The sequence below is a fragment of the Acidovorax sp. SRI_002 genome (assembly GCF_057586455.1).
On sequence record NZ_JBYCZW010000001.1, the window covers coordinates 221475 to 245953 of the forward strand.

Annotated in this window: 20 protein-coding genes and 1 pseudogene; 13 read left to right on the top strand and 8 right to left on the bottom strand. The window is 60.1% G+C overall.

What is annotated here, in order from left to right:
- The first annotated feature begins 269 nt into the window (after positions 1-269).
- On the top strand, positions 270-2408 hold the full coding sequence (locus tag AC2YJX_RS00985) for a TonB-dependent receptor domain-containing protein (RefSeq protein ID WP_487254987.1): 2139 nt from the start codon (positions 270-272) through the stop codon (positions 2406-2408).
- Positions 2409-2717: 309 nt separating this feature from the next.
- Positions 2718-4340: a PAS domain-containing protein gene (locus AC2YJX_RS00990; protein ID WP_487254988.1), complete on the top strand. Its 1623-nt coding sequence runs from the start codon at positions 2718-2720 to the stop codon at positions 4338-4340.
- Positions 4341-4445: 105 nt separating this feature from the next.
- Here the strand turns inward: AC2YJX_RS00990 and rbp are convergent, their stop codons facing one another.
- Together rbp and AC2YJX_RS01000 are read right to left on the bottom strand one after the other, a co-directional pair.
- On the bottom strand, positions 4446-4796 hold the full coding sequence (rbp, locus tag AC2YJX_RS00995; RefSeq protein WP_055401895.1) for an RNA-binding regulator: 351 nt from the start codon (positions 4794-4796) through the stop codon (positions 4446-4448).
- 123 nt (positions 4797-4919) lie between these two features.
- Positions 4920-5129 carry a hypothetical protein gene (locus AC2YJX_RS01000; RefSeq protein ID WP_055401919.1) on the bottom strand — a complete coding sequence of 70 codons (210 nt, stop codon included), beginning with the start codon at positions 5127-5129 and terminating at the stop codon, positions 4920-4922.
- Positions 5130-5726: 597 nt separating this feature from the next.
- Between AC2YJX_RS01000 and AC2YJX_RS01005 the strand changes: the two genes are divergently transcribed.
- From AC2YJX_RS01005 to AC2YJX_RS01015, 3 genes are read left to right on the top strand one after another with little or no spacing between them, the layout of a single operon-like run.
- Positions 5727-9338, top strand: a complete 3612-nt coding sequence (locus tag AC2YJX_RS01005; protein WP_487254989.1) for a hypothetical protein — start codon at positions 5727-5729, stop codon at positions 9336-9338.
- The gene (locus AC2YJX_RS01010; protein WP_218301090.1) at positions 9335-10249 is read left to right on the top strand and encodes a UbiA family prenyltransferase; all 915 of its coding nucleotides are present in this window, start codon (positions 9335-9337) and stop codon (positions 10247-10249) included. Before AC2YJX_RS01005 ends, AC2YJX_RS01010 begins: the two co-directional genes overlap by 4 nt.
- Complete coding sequence (locus tag AC2YJX_RS01015) at positions 10246-10935, top strand: glycosyltransferase family 2 protein (RefSeq protein ID WP_487254990.1); 690 nt, start codon at positions 10246-10248, stop codon at positions 10933-10935. Before AC2YJX_RS01010 ends, AC2YJX_RS01015 begins: the two co-directional genes overlap by 4 nt.
- A gap of 191 nt (positions 10936-11126) precedes the next feature.
- Here the strand turns inward: AC2YJX_RS01015 and AC2YJX_RS01020 are convergent, their stop codons facing one another.
- Positions 11127-11702 (bottom strand): Crp/Fnr family transcriptional regulator, encoded by a 576-nt coding sequence (locus AC2YJX_RS01020; RefSeq protein WP_487254991.1) that lies wholly within the window; start codon positions 11700-11702, stop codon positions 11127-11129.
- Between the two features lie 191 nt (positions 11703-11893).
- Between AC2YJX_RS01020 and AC2YJX_RS01025 the strand changes: the two genes are divergently transcribed.
- The 5 genes from AC2YJX_RS01025 to AC2YJX_RS01045 all read left to right on the top strand — a co-directional run bounded on the left by AC2YJX_RS01025 (position 11894) and on the right by AC2YJX_RS01045 (position 17130).
- Positions 11894-12454 carry a hypothetical protein gene (locus AC2YJX_RS01025; protein WP_228895346.1) on the top strand — a complete coding sequence of 187 codons (561 nt, stop codon included), beginning with the start codon at positions 11894-11896 and terminating at the stop codon, positions 12452-12454.
- A 305-nt stretch (positions 12455-12759) separates the two neighbouring features.
- On the top strand, positions 12760-13485 hold the full coding sequence (locus AC2YJX_RS01030; RefSeq protein WP_055401899.1) for a response regulator transcription factor: 726 nt from the start codon (positions 12760-12762) through the stop codon (positions 13483-13485).
- The gene (locus AC2YJX_RS01035) at positions 13482-14873 is read left to right on the top strand and encodes a sensor histidine kinase (RefSeq protein WP_487254992.1); all 1392 of its coding nucleotides are present in this window, start codon (positions 13482-13484) and stop codon (positions 14871-14873) included. Before AC2YJX_RS01030 ends, AC2YJX_RS01035 begins: the two co-directional genes overlap by 4 nt.
- 1 nt (position 14874) lies before the next feature.
- A complete protein-coding gene (locus tag AC2YJX_RS01040) occupies positions 14875-15975 on the top strand; it encodes an ABC transporter ATP-binding protein (protein ID WP_487254993.1) in 1101 nt (366 codons plus the stop codon).
- 198 nt (positions 15976-16173) lie between these two features.
- Positions 16174-17130: an AEC family transporter gene (locus AC2YJX_RS01045; RefSeq protein ID WP_218301095.1), complete on the top strand. Its 957-nt coding sequence runs from the start codon at positions 16174-16176 to the stop codon at positions 17128-17130.
- 50 nt (positions 17131-17180) lie between these two features.
- Here AC2YJX_RS01045 and AC2YJX_RS01050 read toward each other — a convergent pair whose 3' ends face one another.
- From AC2YJX_RS01050 to AC2YJX_RS01060, 3 genes and pseudogenes are all read right to left on the bottom strand, one after another.
- A complete protein-coding gene (locus AC2YJX_RS01050; protein ID WP_487254994.1) occupies positions 17181-18152 on the bottom strand; it encodes an alpha/beta fold hydrolase in 972 nt (323 codons plus the stop codon).
- A gap of 49 nt (positions 18153-18201) precedes the next feature.
- A pseudogene (locus AC2YJX_RS01055) lies at positions 18202-18855 on the bottom strand (SDR family oxidoreductase); the annotation flags it as partial.
- A gap of 94 nt (positions 18856-18949) precedes the next feature.
- On the bottom strand, positions 18950-19402 hold the full coding sequence (locus tag AC2YJX_RS01060) for an HAD domain-containing protein (protein ID WP_487254995.1): 453 nt from the start codon (positions 19400-19402) through the stop codon (positions 18950-18952).
- 114 nt (positions 19403-19516) lie between these two features.
- On the opposite strand from AC2YJX_RS01060, the gene AC2YJX_RS01065 reads away from it, so the two are divergent.
- Positions 19517-19819: a helix-turn-helix domain-containing protein gene (locus AC2YJX_RS01065; protein ID WP_487254996.1), complete on the top strand. Its 303-nt coding sequence runs from the start codon at positions 19517-19519 to the stop codon at positions 19817-19819.
- Here AC2YJX_RS01065 and AC2YJX_RS01070 read toward each other — a convergent pair.
- The gene (locus AC2YJX_RS01070) at positions 19816-20001 is read right to left on the bottom strand and encodes a hypothetical protein (protein ID WP_487254997.1); all 186 of its coding nucleotides are present in this window, start codon (positions 19999-20001) and stop codon (positions 19816-19818) included. The two genes, AC2YJX_RS01065 and AC2YJX_RS01070, sit on opposite strands and share 4 nt — an antisense overlap.
- Positions 20002-20462: 461 nt before the next feature.
- On the opposite strand from AC2YJX_RS01070, the gene AC2YJX_RS01075 reads away from it, so the two are divergent.
- On the top strand, positions 20463-20873 hold the full coding sequence (locus tag AC2YJX_RS01075; protein WP_487254998.1) for a helix-turn-helix domain-containing protein: 411 nt from the start codon (positions 20463-20465) through the stop codon (positions 20871-20873).
- Between the two features lie 622 nt (positions 20874-21495).
- Positions 21496-22380, top strand: coding sequence for a hypothetical protein (locus tag AC2YJX_RS01080; protein ID WP_487254999.1), 885 nt, complete (start codon positions 21496-21498; stop codon positions 22378-22380).
- A 10-nt stretch (positions 22381-22390) separates the two neighbouring features.
- Here the strand turns inward: AC2YJX_RS01080 and AC2YJX_RS01085 are convergent, their stop codons facing one another.
- Positions 22391-24142, bottom strand: coding sequence for a GGDEF domain-containing protein (locus tag AC2YJX_RS01085; protein WP_487255000.1), 1752 nt, complete (start codon positions 24140-24142; stop codon positions 22391-22393).
- Positions 24143-24479: the final 337 nt, after the last annotated feature.

Sequence of the window (24479 nt, forward strand, 5' to 3'; positions counted from 1 at the left end):
CATACGCGCCCACCGCATCGCGGGCCGGGCCGCCAACACCTTGCCCGGCCTTGCAGGGCTGCGCTATCGCGCTTTGCCCATTTACTCCTGATTCCATAGCAGCTAGCGCTTGATAGACAGGCGCTGGCGGCCATTTTTAGTCAAATTTTCATGCCCAGGGCGAGGAAGCCATGTGTCTGCGTGCCGGCCCCGCCAGCACCGGTCCATGCACCACGCCCCCTGCGCATGCGTACCCGCAAACGCTCAAGCACCCGTTGCCACACCGCACCATGACCCACACCACATCCCAACCTCGCCGCCCCGTTGTTATTCTTCGCGCCCGTCCCACCCTCCATCCCGTGGCCCTGGCCGCCATGCTGGCGCTGACGGGCACCGGCGTGGCGCACGCGCAAGCCGCGCCGGTGGCAGCGCCTGCCGATAACAGCGCTGCGGCCCCCGCCAGCCTGCCCGCCGTCACCGTCTCGGCCAGCGGCCTGCAACTGGGCGCCAATGAGATGACCACGCCCGTTACCGTGCTGGAAGGCGACGAACTCGTGCGCCGCCGTGAGGCCACGCTGGGCGAAACGCTGAACAGCGAGCCCGGCATCACCAGCAGCCACTTCGGCGCCGGTGCCAGCCGCCCCATCATCCGGGGCATGGACGGCCCGCGCGTCAAGGTGCTGAGCGACGGCGCCGAGCTGCACGACGCCTCCGCCATCAGCCCCGACCACGCCGTGGTGTCCGAGCCGCTGCTGGCCACGCAGATCGAAGTGCTGCGCGGCCCCTCGGCCCTGGTCTACGGCAACGGCGCCGTGGGCGGCGTGGTCAATGTGCTCGACGGCAAGATCCCCACCGCCATCCCGCAAAAGGGCTACGAGGGCAGCGCCGAGCTGCGCGCCAACTCCGGCGCGGGTGAAAAAGCAGGTGCCTTCTCGCTGACCGGCGGCACCGGCAACCTGGCCGTGCATGTGGAAGGCGTGGCGCGCGATGCGGGCGACTACCGCGTCGGCAAGGGCTGGGCGCCCGAGGGCGAACCCACCCGCAAGGTGCTGGGCAGCTTCAACCGCACCGACACCGGCAGCGTGGGCCTGTCGTGGGTGGGCGAGCGCGGCTACCTGGGCGCCGCCTACACCCGCCAGACCGCCAAATACGGCCTGCCGGGCCACAACCACAGCTTTGAAGGCTGCCACACGCACGGCGACCACCTGCACTGCGGCGCCCACGAAGAGGAGGAAGACGGCCACGACCACGGCGCCGAAGAACATGGCGACGTGCCTGTGGTGGACCTGCGCAGCGAACGCTTCGACATCCGCGGCGAGCTGCGCAACCCTTTCGCCGGCTTCTCGGCCTTGCGCCTGCGCGCCGGCGTCACCGACTACGTGCACGACGAAGTCGAAGACGGAGCCATCAGCACCACCTTCAAGAACAAGGCCTACGACACCCGCATCGAGCTGCAGCACGAGCCCATTTCAGGCTTCAAGGGCCTGATCGGCCTGCAGACCTCGCAGCGCAAGTTCAGCGCCGACGGCGAAGAGGCCTACGTGGAGCCCACCATCACCCGCAAGCTGGGCTTCTTCGCGCTGGAGGAATACCGCCTGGGCGACTGGCGCTTCGAAGCCGCCCTGCGCCACGACCGCCAGACGGCCGAAGCGCAAACCAGCGGCATCGAACGCAGCCACAACGGCACCTCGGCATCGCTGGGCGCGGTGTGGAAGTTCACGCCCGGCTACCAGGTCGGCACCTCGTTCACCCGCGCCAGCCGCGCCCCTTCGGCCGAAGAGCTGTATGCCAAGGGCCTGCACATGGCCACCAGCACGTATGAGCGCGGCAACGCCGACCTGAAGTCCGAGATCTCGCAGAACATCGACGTGAGCCTGAAGAAGACCAGCGGCGACACCACCTTTGGCGTCAGCATCTTCCGCAACCGCATCAACAACTACATCTACGGCCGCACGCTCGATGAAGTCGATGGCCTGCAACTGCTGCAATACAGCCAGGCCGACGCCACCTTCACCGGCATCGAAGGCCAGGTGCGCCAGCGCCTGAACCGCAACCTGGGCATCACGCTGTTCGGCGACACCGTGCGCGCCACGCTCGACGCAGGCGGCGGCCGACTTCCCCGCATCCCCGCCACCCGCGCGGGCATCCGCCTGGACGCCAACTGGCAAGCTTGGCAAGGCCAGGTCGAATGGGTCCAGGTGGCCCGCCAGAACCGCGTGGCCGAGTTTGAAACCGCCACCCCTGGTTACGGCATGCTGAACCTGGGCGTGAGCTACAACGGCCAGTTCAGCAGCGGAACGCCGTGGCAGGTGTACCTGAAGGCCAACAACCTGACGGACCGCCTGGCGTATGCGCACACCTCGTTCATCAAGAATGCCGCGCCGTTGATGGGCCGCAATCTGACGGTGGGGGTGAAGGTGGCGTTCTGACGGGTGAAGCCGTCGTGATGTGAGCGAGCCAGCGGCAGAGGACGGCGTTGCTGGCTCGCACATCTGGCGGCCCCAAACCACCCAAACCACCGAGTCCAAAGGTGACTTGGATGCATGCCATACTCGCTTTGACGTGGTTGATTTTTCGATCCGTCAAGGCGACGCTGCCTCTGTCCCGGTGATGGCGCGCACCCGATTCGGAAATGGGATTGGCTCCGCAGCAGGCCGCCCAACGCAGGGTTGCGCGACGCGCGAAGGACTTGTTCGGCGCGGCCGTGCATGAATCTGACCCATTTGCAATAGCCCTGCATGCCCACCACTCCCACGCCGTCCGCAAACCTGTTGCAACTGCTTCCTGAGGCGGTGGTGCAAACCGATGCGCTGTGGGAGATCATCTATCTGAACCCGGCGTGGCACAAGCTCACCGGCCATTCGGTGGCGGCGGCGCTTGGCAGGTCTTTGCTGGAGTTCGTGCATCCCGACGACATCGGCACCATGCGCTCGGGCATGCCGGTGTTCCGCTTGCGCTTTGCCGACGCGGACTATCGCTGGGTGCGTCTGCAGCTCCACCCGGAGACGGATGCGGCGGACCGGGTGATCAGCCGCCAGGGTGTCCTGATCGAGATCACCGAGGTCACCGAGCAGGTGCTGGTGGAAGTTCGCCAGCGCTTTCTGCGCTTGCTGGAAACCATTGACGGCGTGGTGTGGGAGGCTGAAATCGGCGTGGGCAATACCTTCCTGAGCCCGCAGGTCGAACGCTTGTTCGGCTACTCCGTCGAGGAATGGCGGGCTGACCCGGGCTTCTGGCGGGCGCATGTACACCCCGACGATCTGGAGGAGGCCCTGCGCATCGACGATGCCGCTTACAACGCCACGCACAGCCATGCCTACGAGATGAGCTATCGGCTGATTGCCAAGTCCGGCAAGGTCGTGTGGGTGCGCGATCTGTGCCGCGCGGTGGTCGAGCCGGGGCGGCCGAACCGCATGATCGGCCTGATGATCGACGTGACCCAACAGAAGAACACCGAACTCGAGTTGTTGCGCTCCGAAAACCGCTATTCGCTGGCGACGCGCGGATCCAATGACGGTATCTGGTACTGGGACTTGCGAACGGACGCGCTGCATGTGTCCGGGCGGTTTCTCCAGATCGTCGGACTGGGTAGCGCCGATCTTGTGCATGACGGAGGCTGGCGCTTTTTGGAGCAGCTCATCGATACCGAGGATCGCGAGCGCGTGCAGGAGGCCTACCGCAGGCACCTGTCGGGAAACAGCCCGAACTTTTCGGTGGACTTCCGCGCGTTCCACGGAGCAGGGCGGCTGGTGTGGGTCAATTGGCGCGGGCTCGCCGAGTTCGAAGAGGGTGTTCCCGTGCGCATGGCGGGATCGTTGAGCGATCTGGCTGAGCGTGGCAGTTCCTACGATGCGCTGACCAACTTGCCCGGCCGGCCGTTGTTCCGCGATCGCCTCGCGCAACTCATCGCGCTGCACCAGAACGAGGTGGTGAACGGAGGTGGCGTTCCGATACGCGATGGAGCCACGATGTTCGCCGTGCTGCTGCTGGATCTCAATGGGTTCAAGGCCGTCAATGACAGCTACGGGCACCATGTGGGCGACCAGCTCTTGCAACAGGTGGCGCGGCGGCTCGAATCCTGCGTGCGGGCGGTCGATCTGGTCGCCCGCATGGGTGGCGACGAGTTCAATGTGCTGTTGGAGTCCATCGATCCCGCTGAAGCCCGCCAACGCGCGGAGCAGATTGCCGCCGCCCTGGAGTTACCTTACGTCATTGGCAGGCACACCGTGATCACTGGTGCGAGCATCGGATTGGCCAGCAGCGCATCCAGGCTGGCGACGGTCGACGACTACCTGCGCGCTGCAGACACCGCCATGTACCGGGCCAAAAGTCAGTCATTGGGCGTGTGCGTTTTTCAGTAAGGCGTGCCAGGGGCAATTGCCTGCGCCGCCGATTCAGTGGACTAGGGGTGCGTGGCAAAAAAAACCGGCTCCTCAGAGCCGGTTTTTCACAGGGTGTTGCCTGGATCAGTAACGACCGCCGCCGAAGCCACCCGTGCCGTAGCCAACGTCCGAGCGTGTGCTCGCGCTGTAGCCGCCGGCCTTGTAGCCACCGGCGCCGCCACCCTCTTCACGGGGGCGGGCCAGGTTCACGACGATCGAGCGGCCGTCAACGGACATGCCATGCAGGGCGCTGATGGCGGCCTGGGCGACTTCGGCGGAGGCCATTTCCACAAAGCCGAAGCCCTTGGAGCGGCCGGTTTCGCGGTCCATCATGACCTTGGCGGAAGAGACCCGGCCGAATTCGGAAAAGTTGCTTTCCAGGGTGGAATCGGTCACGGAGTAGGGCAGGTTGCCCACGTAGATTTTGCTGCTCATGGTTGAGCCTTTCTGAAATGTGGTGCGCAACGAAGGGCGTACCGTTGGGATGCAGCTGTGCGGATCGAGTGTCCGCAGCAACTGGGATGGGTGGATGGGATCTGCAGGTCGCAGATCAGGTCATCAGCACGTTGGGGGGTGCGGCATGCACGTTTGCAGCCAGCCCTGGGTGACTGCAAAGAGCCGGGCGGCTTCGCGCGAGGCAAAGGCTTTGTCAAAACGGAACACGCGGCAATAGCTGCCGTTGCCCTGAGAACGATGGACCGAGAAGGAGGCGCGGAAGCGGCCGCAGTCGGTCGGGTGTGTCGTGGGCGAAACGACGTACTTGCCCATGGAAATGGCGGTCTGTGAAATCTGGATCAATCAGGATCGCAGGCGTGGAAATCGACCTGCGTGAGCATCAAGGGACGCAGTGGGCTGCAGCTCTACAGACCCAATGGGCAACCACAAAGGTTGCAAAAGGCGGCTTGCCTGGGGCGGATTGCCACCCTGAGCAGGCGTTGCGGTGACTGCACGCGTCAAGAGCCGTGACTGCAACGACACGGAGTATACAGCAATTTGCATGTATCTACAGTTTAATATTATTTTTGGTTTTAAAAGGCGCTCTTGCTGGATTGCGTCGGCGCCCCACACGGCCCCATCCCTTCGGTTGCTCGGCCCTCGATCAGGCCCCAGCAAGGGCCGCAACTCTGCTCATGCTGCAGGATCAGGCCTAGCAAGGGGGTGACTTTTGCCTGCCGCGTACAGGCTTGTTTCGCCAGGACCGCTTGGCTTTTAGAGTACGCGTGCCGAGCGTTTCACCCCCAGAAAATGGCTTCTAGTGAGCTGCATGGTATATTTGCAGAAGTAACAATTTGTGATAGAAAATCAACAAAATTAATTGATGTTTGTGTTGCCAATGTGAATTGATGTGAATATTTTATAAAATCAATGATTTTCTCCGTTTCCTTGTTGTTGATCGTCTGGTCCTCACAGCGATGGGCTTCACGCTTTGCCAATTCTTCTGCCGATAGTTTCTGGATTTTCATCGCCAGCACAATGCTGCAGGTGGGTGCAATTGCAAGCCTGACTTCGTTGGTTCAAGCATTGAATCCGGCTGCGTGGATGCTGGTCCAGCTGCTTTTTTGCATTGCCACTTTGCGGTTGACACGCGAAATGGGTTGGCCCACGCTTCGGGGCTTTCTGGGGATATGGAGTGCGCAGCGCACAAGGCTTGCAGCGTTCGCGCGGGGATTATCGCAGTGGGGAATGATAACGCTGATGGCGATTTGCGGAGTCCTCTGGATGTCGTTGGTAGGGCAGGCCGTAGCGCCTCTCCAGAACTTTGATGACAGGATGTACCACGCCTCGCGGGTTATCTACTGGATTCAAAATCAATCGGTATTCCCGTTTGACACGCACAATATCCGACAGACGATGATTCCGTTCGGGAGCGAGTTATTCTTCCTGTGGCCGGTGCTGTTCACCAAAACTGAAGCTATGGGCCGCATTGTGTTTTGGCTGGCGTTTCCATTGGCAGCCATCGGTCAATATTATTTATTGCGGGCACTCAAATTGAGCCAGACAGTGGCTCTGGTGGGCGTGTTGATTCTGGTCTCTACGCCTCTTGTTGCATCCAGTGCAGTGGGGCTCAAGCCTGAAATCTGGTCCATCGTCACCCTGCTGGGTATTGCCTATTGGGTGGTTTCCATTTGCACGCAGCCTGATGCATCGAAGGCCCAATATTTCTTCCTGGGGACATTCACGGTACTGAGCATCAATGTCCGGTCGTTTCCAGTGTCGATGATTCCCAGCTTGCTGCTGATCGTGTGGTGGGCGCCGAGTCCGTTTTCATGCATTGCGCGGTTCAAGGCACTGGCTGCAGGATGGGTGTGTGCGGGTGTTTTGAGCTCGCTGCTTGTTCCCCTGGCATTCAACACGGCGCTCTACCACCACCCCTTGGGGCCACAGGAGGTGCGGCGCGTGGTGCAGGCCGACATCACTCCGCAAGTGATCTATACCCACGCGGTGCGTTTTGTATTTTTGCTCCTGGAACTGCCGGACGTTCCGGTTTCGAGTGAAACGCGGTCCCGTTTCAGCAGTGCCGCCAACCAATTCATTTATTCCGTGGGCGCTGGCGCACCCTTGGCGGGCGAAAACAAGGGCGCGTGGCCGGGGAGTTTCGTGTACTCGCTGCCTGAGCACTCCACACGGTTTTCGTTGTGGGGGTTGCTGTGGATTCCCATGTTGCTGATCGCTGTGTACCTTCTGGTTCGCAACCTGGTCGCGACCTGGCCGCACGTGAGGCTGACGGCGGTGTCGGCACAAACGCTGTTGGCAATTCCATTGCTGTGCGCAATCCTGTTTGGCGCGCGGTGGATGGCCCAGTCCGACGTTCCTGCGCGATTTCTCATTGGCCCGTATGCATTGCTGCTGCCCGTTGGCATTGCGCTGGTTGCGCCGTACCTCTCCAGAAAGAAATTTGCCCAGGCGCTCATTGCGATGGTGGTCACGTATGCCGCATACCAGCCGATGAGGGCTCTGGCTTACGACGCTGTACAGGCCATCGCAGCTCCCGCCTCGGAAAAGCTGATCAATGAGCCATTTGAAGAAATTGTCGGATCCATGCTGCCGGCTGGTTCCCGCGTGCTTTTTGTGGGGCACCAGGACGCCCGCGACTATTCGCTCTTCTCGCCGGAAACCCGTTATTCCAACGCAGTGATTCCCTGGGGCACGGGGCCTTTTGACCCAGAAAGAATGGGCCGGATGATCGCATCCGAAAAAGCCACCCACGTCTTGATCCAGGACGACAAGCAGGTGTTCTTCGAGTGGTTTCCAACCGTCGATACCCGCGAAATGGTGAAGTGGCTCAGCGCCCAGGCCGGACTGAAGTCCACCCCCCTCAACACACCCCATATGCGTCTGTTCGAAGTGAGCGGCACCACACTGGCCAACGAAAGGCCATTCCAGACGACGGCCGTCCCGCCGGGTTCACCCTTGATCAGGGTCACCGACAGTCTCAAAACCAAGGTGGGTATCGATCCCGCCTTGCTGGAGACGCCATGGCCTGTTGAAAACCTGGGTGGCAGAGAGGGCGGTTTCCTGTGGATGGGGCAGGGGCATGCCGAGGGCATCGAGTTCGCACTCTGGTCGCGCGAGGACAACGACGTGGACCTCCGGTTCGAGGTATCCCCGGGGCACGGCCTGACTGCGCCCGACCGGAGGGTCATGGTGCTGCAGGACGGCGTCCCTGCGGCGGAAGGCGAGTACACCTTCCGCGGGAGGGCTTCGGTGGTGGCGCGCACCCGCCTCCATGTGGGGCGGAACGTCATCAGCTTCTTCGCGGTGGATACCGCCACCATCAAGCCACTGCCCAATGGCGATACCCGCAATCTGGTCATGGGCCTGCACGAGATACGCATCGAACCAGGGCCGGTTGCCGCACCTGCAGCCACCGCAGGCGTGATGCGGCCAGCTTTGCCCGACAAAGCGGACCCAGCCCCCAACGCCACCCGCCATGGCGAGCTTGCGCACAGCGCCCGCAAGGCTGTGGGTTTGATCAGCCGCCGGCAACAGGTCGATGGCTACTGGCTCACTGCGTACACCAGCGAAGAGCGTTTTGAGAAGCCGAAGCTGGAAATGAATACCTACGTCACTTCGATGATGGTGGACGTTCTCGGTTCAAGACCAGGCACCGTGGGGCTGGGGGGAAGCCTGGACCGGGCCCGGACCCATCTGCGCAGCCAGATCGAGGCCAGTGGGCTCGTGCGCTACCACGGCCGGCCGGATGGCGCCGCCATGACCACGCATGGGCTGTGCCCCATCACACCCGATGCCGACGACACCGCCCTGGTGTGGAGACTGGCCCCCGGTGCAGATGCACTGCGGCCAGCGGCCCTGACGGCGCTGATGCAGTACCGTACCGCCGAAGGCCTTTACAACACCTGGCTGGGCCAGCGCAATGAGTACCGGTGCATCGACCCAGGCTCCGATCCGAACCCCACCGACGTGGCGATCCAGATGCATGTGCTGATGTGGCTGGCGCAGGCCGACCCACCAGCGGCCCAGATGTTGTGCGGCGCGCTTCGCCAAGCCGTCGACCAGGACCGCGTGTGGGTTTACTACCGCAGGGCACCGCTGGTACCCGTCTTGCGCCAGGCCGACATGAAAGCGGTGGGCTGCGATGTGCAGTTGCCGCCCTCGCGTTCGCAAACAGCCCTGCAAGGGCAGGAAATCTGGCTGAGCGCCAGCGACATGTTGCAGCGGCTCCAGGGCGGCAAGGGCAGGGTGCCCGAGCCGACCCAGATCATCCATCTGCTTCAAGAGCTGTCAAAAAATGACTTCTTCGCCGTGAAGTTGAACCCGCCCTTGCTGTACCACAACGATCTCACCGCCTCGGTGCGCAGGTTCTACTGGTCGGAAGATGTGGGCTATGCGCTCTGGCTGCGGCTGTACCTGGAAAGCGCGCGACTGGGCCTTCTGGCCGACAACGGCAACGGCCTTGACAACAACACCGGCAGCTCTGCAGCCGATGGCAGGCGGACTGCCCCGAAAACACCATGATGGATCGTCCCCAGGGAGCCCGGCGGGTTCTGCGCCTGTTGTCGTGCATTCGATTCGACGAGGTTCTGGTGCTTCAGGGCGCGCCTTTGCTGGGCGCCGTCTTTGCCATGGGCCACTTCACATATCAGAGCGCGGCGATGCTGTTGCTGTTGATGGCAGGAAACGCCTTTTTGGTGGCCCACATTTTCATGCTCAACGATTGGTCCGGAGTGCACCAGGACCTTCGGGACCCAACCAGGGCCGCAGGGGTTTTTATCAATCGCGGCATTCGGCGCAATGAGATCGGGGCCTTGTTGCTGATTCTGCTGGCGCTGAGCCTCATGACCCTCAGCCAGCTGAACGCGGCAACGCTGGCTATTGCGCTGTCGATCGCAGTGGCTGGAGCGCTCTACTCCATCCCGCATGTTTACCTGAAGGGCATACCGCTTGCGAACACACTGCTCCATGTTGCCAGCGGGTTGCTGCATTTTTTGCTGGGCTATTCAGTGTTCAGAAGCCCCGACATGAATGGCCTGCAGATCGGATTGTTCTTTGCCACTATTTTCAGCGCGGGCCACCTGACGCAGGAGGTTCGCGATTGCGAGGCCGACCTAAGCAACGGGATTCAAACCAATGCAGTGAAGTTCGGCAAAAAGCGGAGCTTCATCGCTAGTTTTGTGCTTTTCACGCTGGCCGACGCCCTGTTGGTCCTGCTGGCGCTGAGAGGAACGGTGCCGCAAGTGCTGGCCATGTTTGTCGCGTTGATCTATCCGCTGCATTTTTACTGGATGCTCCAGGCGATGCGGGAAGGACTGACGTTTGAGAGTGTACGCAGCCTGCAGGCGCGCTATCGTGCGCTTTATGCGGGCTTGGGCGTTGTCATGATTGTTTCCGTACTATTGGCGCAAAAATGGATATACCTTCTTCCATGAAGCTGACGATTGTCATTCCTTGCTTCAATGAAAAGCAAACCATCCGGTCTATTGTGGATGCAGTGCGTTCAGCGCCTTATCCGCAGAAAGAAATTATTGTTGTCGATGATTTTTCAACAGATGGAACCAGAGAGATACTTGCGAATGAGTTGGCTGGCAAGATTGAGAGGCTGGTATTTCATGAAACCAATCAGGGCAAGGGGGCGGCACTCAGATCTGGCATCCAACATGCCACCGGGGATATCGTCATCATTCAGGATGCCGATCTTGAATACAACCCCGATGAATATCCCATTTTAATAGAACCTATTTTATCCAACAGGGCCGATGTAGTGTTCAGTTCGCGTTTCATTGGTGGCAATTGCCACCGCGTCTTGTACTTCTGGCATCGCGTGGGCAATGGGTTCTTGACGTTGGCATCCAATGTATTCACCAATTTAAATCTGACGGACATGGAGTCCTGCTACAAGGCATTCCGGCGAGAAATAATTCAATCCATTCGCATTGAAGAAAATCGTTTTGGATTTGAGCCGGAGATTGTAGCCAAGGTTTCAAAGTTGAATTGCCGCATCTATGAGGTGGGCATTTCCTATTTTGGAAGAACTTACGAAGACGGCAAGAAAATCGGCTGGAAAGACGGGGTCAGAGCCCTCTACTGCATAATAAAATATAATATTTTTCGATAATTTTATTTGCCAATATGGACATCAGCGCTTCGCACCCGACAGGATGAGCCTACTTTCCATAAACCCTTGTTGTCTCGCGGCAATACGTGTCCTCATCAGCAAGCACCTGCCGAAAAGGGTGTTGATGCTCCCCGTCAGTGGCACGTGCTGCAGACCGAGGTGGACGATGGAGGAGGGCGGGTGGTGGGCTCCTAGCCCAAGGCCCGAAGCAAGTTGCCGTTTATGTGGATAAGCCCTTCGTCCTGCATTCGCCGCAGGGTTCGGTAAAGGGCCTCATGCGTGAGGCCGAGTTCGGCGGCCCAGGCCTTTCGAGGCTGCTGCAGGGTTAGGCAGCCATCAACCCCTTCAGCGTGGATGTAGTGAGCAATGCGGTCCGCAGCCCTGTGCAGGCTCAGCCGCTCACACTGCGCACGAAGCTTGCGCAGTTCTTGCGACAGCTGCAACAGCCAAGCTGCGCGAAAGTCTGACGAATCGTGCAACGCAGTGCGAAACGCATCCGCTGGAAACTCCAGCAGATCGCTGGGCTCGGAGGCTACGGCGGTGCAGTGGTAAAGCTGGCTGTCCAGGCTGGCTTCTGCCACAAAGCCCTGCCGTGATCGCTGAAGGATGACTTCGCCGCCGTTGCGGCTGAACCGAACGAGGCGCACTTCACCCGTGGTCACCAGGTAAATGCTGCACACAGGATTGCCAGTTTGAAAGACGGCGTGGTGTGCTGCGAATTGCCGCGCCTTTGCCAGTTCGCGCAGGCTTGGGGGCATCAGCCGCATCCATGGAAAATCGGCTCCCGAGCCGGACACACCCACACCTATCGCTTTTTTCATATGACCAAAATCATATCGTTCAGGGCGACCTTCTTCGTAGCATGCCCACGGTAATCACAACAACGTGGGCCATGACCATGACAGCAAGAGTTCAGCTACGCAATACAGGCGCCCGGTCACCACAGGGTAGGGGCCACATGCCCGCACTGATCAAGACGGCGGGGTACATTGCACTGGCATTGGCTGCCCATCTCGCCACCGCCGAGCCTGCGCCCTATGCCGGCCAGCAAAAACGCGCCATCAAATCGTTGTCTGACCAGGACGTGACAGATCTGTTGCAGGGGCAGGGCATGGGTTTGGCGAAGGCGGCCGAGCTGAACGGCTACCCCGGACCAGCCCACGTTCTGGAGCACGCAGACGCGCTGGCGTTGACCGACCAGCAGAGAACGGCCACAACCGCCTTGCTGCACGCGCACAAGGAGGCCGCGCGAAAGCTCGGAGCGGCCCTGATCGCCTCGGAAGAGGCACTGGATGAGGCGTTCAAAACGGGCACGATCCACCCCGCGAGGCTATCCGCACTGACCGGCGAAATCGGACAACGCCAGGCGCGCTTGCGCGAAGAGCATTTGCGCACGCACCTTGCGCAAACCGCGCTGCTCCACAGTGACCAGATCCAGCGGTATTCCGCCCTGCGCGGCTACGCTGCGGGCTCAGAGCCTTCGCCTGCAACACGCCCGGCGCACAAAGGGCACCATTGAGTTCTTACAACCCGTTCACCGCTGGTTGGAGCGAGGCACCCAAGTGTCCTGAGTTGGAAATTCACTTCATAAAGACGCCCAGAATCGCCGCCATACTGCGTTGCAAATCCTCGCGATAGCTAAGGCTACCGCTGTGGCTTGCGCCTTGCCTGGCGACGATTTCGACATCTTTATTTCATCAACGAACCTCCAACTCAGGACACGAGCTTTCATTCGCGTCGTCCTCTCACGCTTTCGCCTTCCTTTCACGCCCCCTCCGTACAACCACAGTGGCCGGAGCCCAGCGCAGGCGGCATGATCGGGGCATGAAACTGCTGTTGGTCGAGGACGATTTTGATCTGGCCGGTGCCCTGAGCCGCAGCCTCGTGGCGCGCGGTTTTGAGGTGCTGTGCTGCGCCGACGGCAAGGAGGCCCTGGCGGCGGCGCGGCGCACGGCCTTTGATGTGATCACGCTGGACCTGTCTTTGCCGGGTCTGGACGGGCTGGAGGTGCTGCGGCGCCTGCGCGATGGCGGCAGCACCACGCCCGTGCTGGCGCTCACGGCCCGTGCGGCCGTCACCGACCGCGTGGCAGGGCTGGAGGCGGGGGCGGACGACTACTTGGCCAAGCCGTTTGACCTGGACGAGCTGGTGGCGCGCCTGCGGGCCCTGACACGCCGGGTGGGGCGCGACGGGCAGTTGCGCTGTGGTGCGCTCCACCGCGACCCGGCCAGCGGCGCGTTCTACAACGAGGCACTGCCGCTGGAGCTGTCGCAGCGTGAGGCGGAGCTGCTGCGCCTCTTGATGTCGCGCATCGACCGCGTGGTGAGCAAGGAAGAGCTGCGCACCCAGGTGTTTGCCAACACCGATGAGCAGGTGCAGGCCGATGCGGTGGAGGTGGTGGTGCACCGCCTGCGCAAGAAGCTGGTGGGGACCAATGCCGAGATCGTGACCCTGCGCGGCGTGGGCTACCTGCTGTGCGATGCCGACAGCATGGCCGCCCAAAAAGGCGACAAGGTCGACAAGGCCGAGAAGGGCGGGGCGCTCCGGTGAACACGCCTTGGTGGCAGCGCTGGCCCTGGCGCCCGCGCGGAGGATCGCTACAGCGGCTGCTTCTGGTGGGCCTGCTCGTGCCCCTGTGGGCGCTGGTGGCCCTGGTTGCCACGGTGCAGGTGGTGCAGCAGGTACGGCACAACGCTGCCGCGCAGGATGCCGTGCTGCACAGGGCGCTGACAACCTGGCCGAACGTGTTGCAGCCGCAGGCCGGTGCATCCGCCATGGAGCAAGCCCCTGCGGTCTGGTTCCGCGAAAGCAGCCTGGACGGCGAGCGCCTGGCGGGCAGCGCCGACCTGCCGCGTGTACCACCCTCTGAGCCCGTGCAAGGGCAGGTCAGCGTGCACTTTTACCTGGCGCAGGTGGGCGACCAACTGGTGCGCGTTGCCGCCACGCTGCACCAGCCGGCGGTGGCTGGGGGCGGGCAGGGCGCCGCCCCGCCGGTGGTGCGCCAGGTGGCGCGGCCGTTCAGCGAACGCCTGCCTAGCGTTGCCCGCCTGATGGATGAGGGCGCGGGTTTGCGCCCAGTGGTTCTGCTGGCCCTGGCCATGACGGCGGTGGCGATGGTGCTGGCGCGCGTCGCGTCGGGCTGGCTGCTGCACGCGGATGTGTCGCTCACTCCGCCAACCCAGCCGGGTGCAGGCGGCACCGGCCAGGGCTACGAAGGCCCGTCAGAGCTGGCGCCTGCCGTGCAGCATTTTGGTGAGCTGCAGCAAAGCCAGAGCCGATGGATCGAGGAGCAGCGGCGTTTTCTGGCCGACGCTACGCACCAGCTGCGCACCCCCATGGCGGTGCTGCGCACGCAGCTGCAGTCGGCCATTGCGGGCGATGTGCTGGTGGCCGATGCGCTGCAGCAGATGCTGCACACGGTAGACCGCGCCTCGGGCCTGGCCAACCAGCTGCTGAGCCTGAGCAAGGTGGAGCAGCTTCAGCGCATGGGCGAGCTGCCCAGCGTGGATTTGAACGCCATGGCCCGCGAGGCCGTGATGGAGCTGGCGCCACTGATCGCCGCCAAGCGGCTGGACTTTGCGCTGGAAGGCCCCGATACGCTGTGGGCCCCCGGCGACGCGGCGCTGCTGGGCGAGCTCATGCGCAACCTGCTGGCCAACGCCATCCACCACACGCCCGTGCATGGGCGGCTGGGGGTGCTGCTGCGCAACAGCACCGGGCGGCGCGAACTGCTGGTGTGGGACGAAGGCCCTGGCATTGACGACGCCGTGCGACAACGGTTGTTCCAGCCGTTTTCGGCAGGGCAGGGCGGGGTGGGGCTGGGGTTGTCGATCTGCCGGCAGATTGCCGAGGCGATGGGCGCCCAGGTCATGCTGTTCAACCGCATGGACGCAGGGCAGGTCATCGGTGTCGATGCCGTTGTTGCCTGGGAAGGTTGAGATGTCCGTGAAGCAGTCATCTGCCGCGCATGGCATCGAGTTCCGGGATGTCAGCAAGCGGTACGGACCATTGCCCAGCGCGCCGATGGTGGTGGACCACATCAGCTTTGTGGTGCCCCGTGGCACGCTCACCACCATCCTGGGGCCATCGGGCTGCGGCAAGACGACCACGCTACGGATGATTGCCGGGCTCGAGTCACCCACGGCGGGTCGCATCTTCATCGACGGGCAGGACGTGACAACCCTTGGCCCGGCGCAGCGCAATGTGAGCCTGGTGTTCCAGAGCTACGCGCTGTTCCCGCACCTGAACGTGATCGACAACGTGTGCTACGGCCTGCACGGGCTGCCCCTGCGCCCGCCGCAGGTGCGCGACAAGGCCCGCGCCATGCTCGACACCGTGGGCCTGCAGGGCCTGGACCTGCGCAGGCCCCATGAACTTTCGGGGGGGCAGCAACAGCGCGTGGCCCTGGCCCGGGCGCTGGCGCTGGAGCCCGCCGTGCTGCTGTTTGACGAGCCGCTGTCCAACCTGGACGCCCGCTTGCGGCGCGCCATGCGCGAAGAGATCCGCGCCCTGCAGCAACGCCTGCGCTTGACGGTGGTCTATGTGACCCACGACCAGAGCGAAGCCTTGGCGGTCAGCGACCAGATTGTGGTGATGGACAAAGGCACCATCGCCCAGTGCGGAGCGCCCAGCACGCTGTATGAGCAGCCCGCGTCCGAGTTTGTGGCGGGCTTCATGGGGGAGGCAATGCTGTTCGAGGGGCACATCCATGCGCTCAATCCGGCGGATGGGGAAAGCCCGGCGGCTGGCAGCCATGCCCGGCTCGGCCCCTTGCGCGTGCCATCGCCAGCATCTCTCGCCCCCGGCCCGGTCAAGATCGCCGTGCGGCCCGAAGCCTGGGTCATAGGCCCCGCAACCTCCAGCGGGCTGGCCGCCCGGCTGACCAAACGCACCTACCTGGGCAGCGTCATGGAATACACCTTTGCGAGCGCGCTGGGCGAGATCTTTGTGGTTTCGCCCCAGGTGGAGCTGCCGCTGGATGTGGGCGCACCGGTGAGCCTGACGCTGGCAGACCACGGGGTGTCGGTGGTGGCGGGGTGAGATACCCTATGGCACGGACAATCCACCACGCACCGGCACACCGACTGCCGGGCATGAAATATTCAAGCAAAAATGGGCCCTGGCGCTTGATGGATAAGCGCAAGCAGCTACAAAAACAATAGTGACCAGCGGATGCCAGCGTGGTGACCCGGGCCACAATACGGGCCTCCACCACCGCACGGCCACCGGTTTTTCACCTTGAACTCTCCCGTTTTCACCTCGCTGATCCCCGTCATCCTGTTCATCGCCATCGGCTTTTACGTGGGGCGGCGCGGCTGGATTCGGGCCGCAGCCGTGAAGGACCTGGCCAACCTCGTGTTCATGGTGCTCACGCCCGCGCTGCTGTTTCGCACCATGAGCACGGTGCACATCGAAGACCTCAACTTCGGCCCCGTGGGTATCTACTTTGTGGCGTTTGGCGTGGTGTACACGGCCACGCTGGCGGTGCTGGGCTTTACCAGCCTGGGCGCGGCGCGGGCGCTGGCCAACACCTTCAGCAACACGCTGATGATCGGCGTGCCGCTGGTGGGCCTGGTGTTTGGCGATGCGGGGCTGGTTACGCTGTTCACGCTGATCTCGGTGCACTCGCTCATCCTGCTGACCGCCGCCACCGTGGTGTTTGAACTGGCCGCCGCGCGCGAGCATGCAGGCCGGGAGGGCTCCGCGCAGCAGCCCATGTGGCGCACCGTGCTGCAGGCCGTGCGCAACGGCATCGTGCACCCGGTGCCGCTGCCCATCATTGCGGGCCTGCTGTTTGCGCAGACCGGGCTGGTGGTGCCGCAGGTGGTTGACAAACCCCTGCTGCTGCTGGGCCAGGCGCTGGGGCCGATTGCGCTGCTGCTGGTGGGGGTGACGCTGGCGTTTACCAAGGTCGGCCACCACTTCAAGGCCGCCCTGCGCATTGCGCTGGTCAAGTGTGTGGTGCACCCCATCGTGCTGGCCACTCTGGGCTGGGCACTGGGCCTGTCGGGCATGCCGCTGGCGGTGATGATCGTGGCAGCATCGCTGCCGGTGGGGGCCAATGTGTTCCTGTTTGCGCAACGCTATGCGGTGGCCGAGGACGAGGTGACGGCGAGTGTGGCGGTGTCTACGGCACTGGCGTTGGTCACGATGCCGGTGGTGATTTTGGCGGTGACGCGATGGGTGGTGGGCTGAATTTGATGGGCTGATGATCTGCTCGGCGGTTTTCTGCTGCCGCTTGTCGGTCAGGGTACGGCGAGAAATCCGAGCGCCTTCATGACGAATTCGGCGTGGAACTGGAAAATTCCTCCATGACCCGCGTCGGGATAGATGATCAGTTGGCTGTTGGGTAGCCGCCGTGCCAGGTCGTGCGTGTTGATCGTCGGGACCATCCGGTCGTTGTCACCGTTGACAACGAGCACCGGCCGCCTGATTTGGGAAAGATCGGCGGGCGCCTTCTTGCCCCAGGCGCTCAGGGCCTGCAACTGGGCCACGTAGGCGCTCACGGTGATGTCCTTGTCACGGTTGTCTGTGCGCTCCGAGAGCCGTTTCAGGAAAGCCTTGCCGGCTTCGATGCCGCCGGGCGTGCGGGTGAAGAACAGGAACTGCTTGGGGTCCTGGCCCGTGAAAAGGCCTCGCAAAAGGTCCAGATTGGCCACCCCTGCAACGGAACTGATGCCCTCGCCCCCAGCTGGGCCGGTGCCAGCGAGAATCATTTTGCGAACCAGATCGGGCTCCTTCAAGGCGATCTCTTGGGCAATCATTCCGCCCATCGAGAAGCCGAACAGATCCACCTGCTGGTAGCCCTTGGCCTTGATGAAAGTGATCGCGTCATCGGCCATCTGCTCCATGGAGTTGGATGGCGAGCCGCTGGATGCACCCACGCCTCGGTTGTCGAACGCGATCACGTGGCGCTGGGCGGCAAGCCCGTCCACCACGCGGGGGTCCCAGTTGTCCAGCACCGCCGCCAGATGGACCAGCAAAATCAGCGGCGTCCCGCCGTGGTGCTTGCCCAGTTCACGGTAGGCAAAGGCCACCCCGCCCGCAGAGATGGACTGGGTGGGCGCAGTGGCCCAGGTTGGCCGCTCTGGGCTGGCTACTGGCGCGGCGCGCATGGTGCCCCCAGGCACGGCCTGTTGGGCATGTGATGGAGTGGATGCAAACGGGGCAGCCAGCGCAAACAGCGCCGCTGCCGTTTTCTTCAGGATGGGGTTCATGGCGGGCTTTCGGTAGGCCAAAGACACGGGGGCGGGTATCTGGGCTTACTCAGCCCATGGGGTGCAGGTAGGTCGGCGTGGGCGCGGTCATGCCGTTTTTGACCAGCATGGTGAGTTCGTCCGCCAGGACTTCATCCAGACCCGCTTCAAGGCCGTCCAGCGCACGCTGGACGATTTTTTCAGGGCTCGACTTGGGTACATCGAATCCCCGGGTGAGATCGGTGTCCACGTACGCCATGTGCAGGCCGAGCACCTGGGTTTTCTGGGTCAGCAACTCGTTGCGCAGCGCGTTGGTGAGCGACCAAGCGGCAGACTTGCTGGCGGAGTAGGCGGCCAGCTCTCCGCCGTTCACCCAGGAGGCGACCGACAGCACATTCAGCAGGGCACCGCCCCCGTTGTCCTTCAGGATGGGCGCAAACGCCTTGCTCATGCGCAGCACGGAGAAGAAGTTGGTCTCGAAGATGCGGCGTGCGACTTCTTCGCTGTCGTCAGCGAGAAATCCCCCTGGCTGGGCGATGCCCGCGTTGTTGATGAGCAAGGTCACATCCCCGGCCTGGGCGACGGCATTGGCGACTTCGTCGGGCTTCGTCACATCAAGCTTCAGCGCCTGCACACCGGGCAGGGTGACGGAGGCCGGGTCTCGGGCGGCGGCATAGACTTTGCGCGCACCCCGGTTCAAGAGTTCACGTGCAAAGGGGTGACCTCACTTTCGGGGCAGATTACCCGGTTAGGATGATCGGGTTAACCCTAGATCTATGTTTTCTGAGGCTATGTGGTCTGCCCTCCTGGCAGTCTTTTCAAAGTGTGGTTTGAAGACGAGCTGTCAGTTGTGAACCGGTGGTCTGCGTGAGTCCCGTTCGCCCATCGACCAAAAACAACGACTTGCAGAACGGTCGATAGAGCCACGATCGATCATCCACCGCCACCCATCTGCGATGTGGCACATCGTTGGCCCAAAGCCAGGCATGGCACTCGGCCTCCCGCTCGTACCCCACCAGCGTATTCGGGACGTTCGTTAGATCGCAATATCTGGGGGTAACGCCTTCGATCATGGCGGCAATGTCCGGAGAGAACCTTTCCAATAGATCCTCATAGGCCTGTGCTAGGCGCCAGGTGCTGGTGATCACGATCTGGCACTCGGGCACCTGTCGTAACGCATCTTCCAAGATAGATAGGCAACTGAAGTGCTTCGACTCATGGCAATGCTCTGGGTGCAGGACCCCATCAAAATCCAAAAAAAGTATGGGCACAGTGCAATTTCAGAAACAGATTTCCAACAGGGATGAAACTTCTATCGAACTCATTGAGCCAATGAGACTAGTTGGTCGTGGTCTTTTTAGTCTCATTGGACGGAAATCGGGTGGATGTCTTCCCGAAAGCGTGTCCCACCCCAAGCCGACTTTGGTCGGGCGCTGCAGCAATTGCGCGCAGCTCGCGGCTTGGTGCAGGAAGACATGCTGTTGGCCACCAGTCGCCGACACATCAGTCGTATCGAGCAAGGGCACCAAGTTCCCAGTGTCCGCACCATCGAGGTATTGGCCGAGCAGATGCAGATCCACCCTTTGACGCTCGTTGCCGCCGCTTACTGCCCGGAGTTGGACGCGACCTCAGTCAGTGAACTCCTCAAGGTCGTCAAAGCCGACTTCAAGAGCATCGTCTCAGATTAGGCGTGGCATTCCGAGTCAGCCTGTTCCTGGGCATGCTCAACCAGCATTTGAAGTCCTTGTATCAGTCCGGTACCAATCGGTGTGGCATCTTTGCGTTGCAGCATCCGATTGACAATCTCCCGATCAACGGCGGTGCTGAGCAAGCACAGTGCTTCCTGCAGAGTTTCGAGACCGATCTCCAAGCTATCGCCTGAACGTTTGGCTCCCGCCCTAGAGAGAAGTAACAGGGTGATCGGTAAGGCTGCACGTGCAGGGTCGTGGTCCCCATTGCAGCCAACGCCAGACAGAAGGTCTCGAAACTGGTCTGACACCAACAAAAGGTGGTTGTCATTCAGCGCATCCGGCAAGATGGATTCCCATCCTCAAGATGTGATCAGACTCATCATGTCCTGTGCACCAAATTTTCCGAGAGTCGCTTTTTCCAAACGCAGCATCATTCGCCATTCAAGTTAATATGAGACCAATTGGTCCTGTTCGAGACCGTGGCGTGCGAAGATAGCTCAGCGGGACTGCCATTTTTGTGTCACAAGTGCGCCAGTCTCTCAATGGAAATAAACCGGTTGCCCGAATGTGTTTGGAGAGGCAACCAGCCTGTTGCCCAATCCTTTTTGCCCTCTTGAAAAACCGTCTGGATCTCACCCGTTTGACCGAACTTGACCGGCAGTTTTGCGACTACGCGAAGCTGCAGCGCAATGCCACGCCCAGATGCGGGTGGACGAAGACGATTCGGCTGGCTCTGGGAATGAGTTCCAAAGCGCTGGGAGAACGCTTGGACATGACCGCCCAGGGCGCCCGTAAGCTGGAACAAGCCGAGGCGAACGGGACTATCACGCTGAACACTCTTGCGCGCCTGGCGCACGGCCTGGATTGCGAAGTGCACTACGTGTTTGTTCCACGAACCAGTTTGGTGGAACAGGTGCTCAGGCGAACCCATGAAGTCGCGGGATTTCCGATGCCGTTAGCGCTCGCTGCGACCGATGTCCTGACGGAGGCTCAGAGGCTGACAGCCTTGTCCACCGTGCTTGCCCAAGTGAACAAGCGAGGTCTTTGGTGAGCCAGACGTACCTCGACGGGCGAGTGTCAAACTAATACGCGCATGTTATTGATCATGCGCGTGGTACGTTTTTTTCACCAATGGGCCTCGTACCAGACGCTGAATGCATTGCTTTTATATCTGGAAGCCCCACGAAGCTTGGAAACAACTGAATTTCGCATGGAGCTGCTGGGCCACTGCGATTGACGGCTGAAGCCAAACTGCTCAATGAAGAGCCGATATCCACCGGTGTCGGCCTTTTCTGCTGAAAAGAGGGTCATGTTGCTAATGTACTTTTCCAGCGCCGAGACGGCCCTCACAACTGATTGACCCAGAAGCTAGTATTGAAAAACCACTATGCGCTGCCCAAGCTTCGCTCATCCGACTGCTATTCACCGCTCCATGACAACTGACGATTGGGATCGCCTATGGCGCCAGGTTGTTTGCATGGATGTCGCGTTTAGCGTGCAAACTGGGGAGGCAACTCGCCGACTGCACTAACACTTCGACGTCTTTTTCAATGAATACTAGCATCTCGACACCGTCCGCAGCCATTACGACTGATAAGTCCTGTAGCACTGTCAATATCGACATTGGCAACAAGGAGTTCCGGAGATACCAAGTAATCAGGCTATTAGCTCGAATGGCAGCAATCCTGCCTTTCTGGATCGAAAGATCTGAATTCGCTAAAATTTCAATAAACATTGAGCGCATCTGCTGGCCTGAATTGGGATATTCAGCCAGCCCAAATTTTGAATGGATGGATTCCAAATCCACTGCTAGAGCTGGGCGAAGCCCCTTGAATCCAATGATATTGGCTTCTAAGCTCTCTTCTATCGATGCTCCACCCACTCATGCCCCGTCAAGCATTTCGACGAATCTGAAAAAAATTTCGCAACTGTTGCATCTCGCTCCATTTGAGCAGGAATGGCTTTTGTGGTCATACTGCTATAGCTGGTTTCCAATGCCTAGTATTACATTGAATTCCGAGGAGCATGGATTAGCCCTGCTTGCTGCACTTCTAGGCGCTCCAATCAAACAAGCTTTATTAAACACCTCTCCTAACCGATTGAGGATGATGCAGTTCTTAGAGGCACCCAGATATATGACAGATAACCGTCCAGAGTCGCTGGGCGACTGGATGAGGTGCTCCACAAGGCTTCATAATCTACTGGAGAATTCGTACCCCAGCGACTCGTCCTTGGTAGAGGCCATACGGGCGCCAGACGAAGATTGGATTTCTAGTGAAGATCACTCCAAATCTAACTTGGCAGTTAGAGCCTTATTACCACCTTTGGTAAGTGATTGCTACCTGCGTAACCAGTTGGAGCAACCTTTGACTGGAGAGCATGTGGCTTCACTGATTAACTGGACGTGCGGATGGAGTTTATCAGCTGATCAATTCGCAACACCTATAAAGACGACTGCCGTGGGGACGATACGTGAAAATATCAAACAAAAGGCAATCGAATGTGGCCTGAAAGAACGTCAATTTACATTTGAAGAATTGCGAATGGCTATTTATTGATTTCCAATACTCATTGATGAGTATGCGTTTCATTGCTTATAACGCAATTGCGTCCGGCTTGTTTCGCCCTGTAAAGCGCCTCGTCTGCCAAGGCCACTAAATCCACGGGATTACGCAGATCGCTTGGAATTATAGTCGCAACTCCAATGCTAATGCTAACCATTCCCGCCCGCCTCGGCTCGAATGGTAGAATCATACCTTCAACATCGCGGCGGATAATTTCTGCCAATGCAATACCTTCTTTTGAATTTGCGCTTGTGATTACCGCAAATTCTTCGCCACCAAATCGAGCTGCGGTGTCACTGCCCCGCAAGGTGCGACTCTTTAGGATTTGAGCGATCTGCCGAAGACATTCATCTCCTGCCAAATGGCCGTGCGTGTCGTTGAAGCGCTTAAAATGATCAACATCAAGCATCAAAAGCGTAAGTGGTTGATTGTTACGCCTCGCACGAAGCCATTCCTTACTGAGAATCTTGTCAAAATGCCGCCGATTCGTCAACGTTGTGAGGCCATCGGTTGCAGAAAGCTCTTCCAACTGCCGATTTGCTCGGGTCAGAGCTTCCGTGCGCTCTTCTACACGACGATCCAGATCGGTTGTCAGCTCTCGTGCAGTCCTCAAAGCTGCAGCCAATTGACCAGCCAATATGGTGCCCATTACTACAACCACACTCGGAATCACGTAGGTCACCAAATACAGCCCCTCAAATGAGGCGTTTCCTGTCAACCGAAACCAATCAAAAATACTGGAGGCAACAACAGTTGCAAATGACGCTGCCATGAGAAAATCAACTATTCGCTTGGACTTCCACGACCAGAAAAGAGATATTCCAGCAAGGAAGGGAGCGAAACACATTAATGGCAAGTAAATTATGGCAACGACGTCCCGGTTGTTTCCGCTAATCCAGATGGCGAGGGGGCTGGCGAAAAGGAAGAAGATAAAAAATCGCCTAGCCCAAGGCCATTCTCTCTCAAAAAATGAGATTATTGTCAACATAAGCAGTGGAGCTGTTACTTGCTTGATGCTAAAAATGAACCAATTGAATATCTCAGGCTGAGTCGGAATAACCGCGATCGTATGGTTCAGATTGCCTAAAGCGATTGCAAAGGCAGTTACTCCAAACCATGAGTACAAACGATTGCCCCCGAGTGCTACAGAGACGCATAACACTACAAGTCCCAGGCTGAGGGCAACCCAAGCCAATCCATTCACGACACTCACTTGGAGTGCGCGCCGCAGTAAGTAATCCTTGTTAAGTTCTTGTGCGGGTCCAATTACGATGCGGGATAGCCCATTCATTTGTCTATTCGTTGCATATATGTCGAACTCAAGTACGTTATTTTTGCTTCGCCAGTGACTTGCTGGAGGTACAAACAAATAAGGGCGGTGTAGGCACCGGAGGGCTTCCACCGGCCCCAGTTCACAGTCTGCGATGCGTTCTCCGTTCAGATGTACCCGACCAGCCAAGCTCAACTTCGGCACATAGATGCCATAGGGGGACTCGCTATTTGAATCAGTGGGTAGATCGAATTGCATTCGATATCGAACAATGGAACCCCCTGTCGCGTAATCGGTGGGCGCAAGGAGATGAGGCAGTTCGACACTTCGCTCACCCAGCAAGGACGTAAGCGTGGCGTTGCGCAATGTAGTTCGGTCTGACGTTTGCGCTGCAGCCGCAGCGGCTGCAGTCAATGCAAGCGATAACAGGAGCATCCAAACGAGCGCTATGAAACGTACGGGGGGCTTAAAAATACCGATGAACATTTCGCCTTTTCATGGCTGCAACATGTGGCGTGCGTGCTGCAGCCATTCAATGAATCATTATTCCACGGGACAACGTCCTGTCTTCGTCCATACCTTGCCCGGACTTGGAGACCCGATCGCCACAGCCGTGACCACAACAACTTTCACGCAGCCGTAGTGCGAGCCTAAGACTAGGTCTCAACGCTGACCACCCGGCGTGGGATCGGGCGCAATAGAAGCATCCCCGTCATGGCGACCTGCAAGACCATAGGGGTCGCCTCAGCGCTTACTTCGCCAGTACCGATGTTGAGTTTGCTTGGAGAAATCACTGACTGTCTCAGATCTGTTGGTTGTTGCC

Bases quoted from the DNA above. Each gene is read 5' to 3' on its own strand.
- AC2YJX_RS00990 (WP_487254988.1), top strand. From the start codon at position 2,718: ATGCCCACCACTCCCACGCCGTCCGCAAACCTGTTGCAACTGCTTCCT.
- AC2YJX_RS01020 (WP_487254991.1), bottom strand. From the start codon at position 11,702: ATGCGGCTGATGCCCCCAAGCCTGCGCGAACTGGCAAAGGCGCGGCAA.
- AC2YJX_RS01025 (WP_228895346.1), top strand. From the start codon at position 11,894: ATGCCCGCACTGATCAAGACGGCGGGGTACATTGCACTGGCATTGGCT.
- AC2YJX_RS01030 (WP_055401899.1), top strand. From the start codon at position 12,760: ATGAAACTGCTGTTGGTCGAGGACGATTTTGATCTGGCCGGTGCCCTG.
- AC2YJX_RS01040 (WP_487254993.1), top strand. From the start codon at position 14,875: ATGTCCGTGAAGCAGTCATCTGCCGCGCATGGCATCGAGTTCCGGGAT.
- AC2YJX_RS01010 (WP_218301090.1), top strand. From the start codon at position 9,335: ATGATGGATCGTCCCCAGGGAGCCCGGCGGGTTCTGCGCCTGTTGTCG.
- AC2YJX_RS01005 (WP_487254989.1), top strand. From the start codon at position 5,727: ATGATTTTCTCCGTTTCCTTGTTGTTGATCGTCTGGTCCTCACAGCGA.
- AC2YJX_RS01065 (WP_487254996.1), top strand. From the start codon at position 19,517: ATGTCTTCCCGAAAGCGTGTCCCACCCCAAGCCGACTTTGGTCGGGCG.
- AC2YJX_RS01050 (WP_487254994.1), bottom strand. From the start codon at position 18,152: ATGAACCCCATCCTGAAGAAAACGGCAGCGGCGCTGTTTGCGCTGGCT.
- AC2YJX_RS01080 (WP_487254999.1), top strand. From the start codon at position 21,496: ATGGCAGCAATCCTGCCTTTCTGGATCGAAAGATCTGAATTCGCTAAA.
- AC2YJX_RS01015 (WP_487254990.1), top strand. From the start codon at position 10,246: ATGAAGCTGACGATTGTCATTCCTTGCTTCAATGAAAAGCAAACCATC.
- AC2YJX_RS01085 (WP_487255000.1), bottom strand. From the start codon at position 24,142: ATGTTCATCGGTATTTTTAAGCCCCCCGTACGTTTCATAGCGCTCGTT.
- AC2YJX_RS01000 (WP_055401919.1), bottom strand. From the start codon at position 5,129: ATGGGCAAGTACGTCGTTTCGCCCACGACACACCCGACCGACTGCGGC.
- AC2YJX_RS00985 (WP_487254987.1), top strand. From the start codon at position 270: ATGACCCACACCACATCCCAACCTCGCCGCCCCGTTGTTATTCTTCGC.
- rbp (WP_055401895.1), bottom strand. From the start codon at position 4,796: ATGAGCAGCAAAATCTACGTGGGCAACCTGCCCTACTCCGTGACCGAT.